This window comes from Cupriavidus sp. UYPR2.512 (assembly GCF_000379565.1).
Classification (GTDB): Bacteria; Pseudomonadota; Gammaproteobacteria; order Burkholderiales; family Burkholderiaceae; genus Cupriavidus.
In genome coordinates this window covers 1-1,025 of the sequence record NZ_KB903147.1, presented here as the reverse complement: position 1 = coordinate 1,025, position 1,025 = coordinate 1, and the positions used below count along the sequence as shown (strand labels likewise).

The 1,025-nt window shown below is 53.5% G+C and carries 1 protein-coding gene and 1 pseudogene; one reads left to right on the top strand and one right to left on the bottom strand.

Translation table 11 applies throughout. The features are described 5' to 3' along the window. Positions 1–24: 24 nt before the first annotated feature. A complete protein-coding gene (locus A3A5_RS0123770) occupies positions 25–237 on the bottom strand; it encodes a hypothetical protein (protein ID WP_157637290.1) in 213 nt (70 codons plus the stop codon). 439 nt (positions 238–676) lie between these two features. Here A3A5_RS0123770 and A3A5_RS39300 point away from each other — a divergent pair. Further along, positions 677–865, top strand: a pseudogene (locus A3A5_RS39300) (IS6 family transposase); the annotation flags it as partial. Positions 866–1,025 lie beyond the last annotated feature (160 nt).

The window sequence follows — 1,025 nt, the reverse complement described above, 5'->3', positions numbered from 1 at the left end:
CCCGTCTCGCTGCAGATGGCCGGCTTACATTTGACCCGACGACGTCAGCAAAGCTGATTGACGACGTTGCTCGACCTGAGCCATCACGGCGCTAATCGCTAATGTATCGCCCTGCAGAAACGGCCCTTGATGGGCCGTTTGCTTTTGGAGTTGCTGAATCAGCAACCGTTGCCGATTCGACAACCCATCACCAAAGGTGGGCTTTTGGTGTGCGCCTGTCACGCGGATGTCCTTCAAGGATGCTCGTAGCATTGTGCCGAGCAGTAAGGGCTTGATTTCGCTTAGGATTGCGAAGGTTATCCACAGGGAGTGCTCTAGATTCCAATAAAAACTGGTGCCGCACCGCACTTGCTGCGGAACCTCGACTTTACGGCAACGACGACGCTGAAGCGGATTGAACCACATCGCCTGTCGGCGCTCATCCTGGAAGATGTTGCCCGGTATCCAGGTACGAGGATTAGGCTAACATCGAGTTCATAACTTTACGCATAACACTTACTCCCTGAAGATCAATTTACACCTTATACTTTTTCTCACCATTTAATTAATATTCCAGCAACAACCAAATTGCAAGCGAAAACCATGCCAACAACCCACCCCCAATAGAAACCAGAAAGCTGGGGAGGTCATTAAAGGGCATTGTCAGGTTGTTGGGTCGGTCACGTAAGATGATGCGATGAAGAAATCGAAGTCGCTCTATCGCGGTCACCGCTTCCCAGCCGGCGTCATCAGTTGCGCCGTGCGCTGGTACTTTCGCTTCCAGTTGAGCTTGCGCGACATCGAGGAACTGCTTTTCGAGCGCGGCGTTGCCGTGACATATGAGACGATCCGATGCTGGTGCGACAAGTTTGGCAAGGGCTTTGCTGTATCCGTCAGCAGAACCCGTGTTGACCTGGTAGTACTGCTGCGGCAGGTCATTGGCGTTGTGGGGGCGGCGGATGCTATGGCATCACGGCGGACGATCTGATGTCAGAACTGATAGCCTCGGTCCTGCCAGTACTGCCAATCGGCAATGGCCTGCTGCG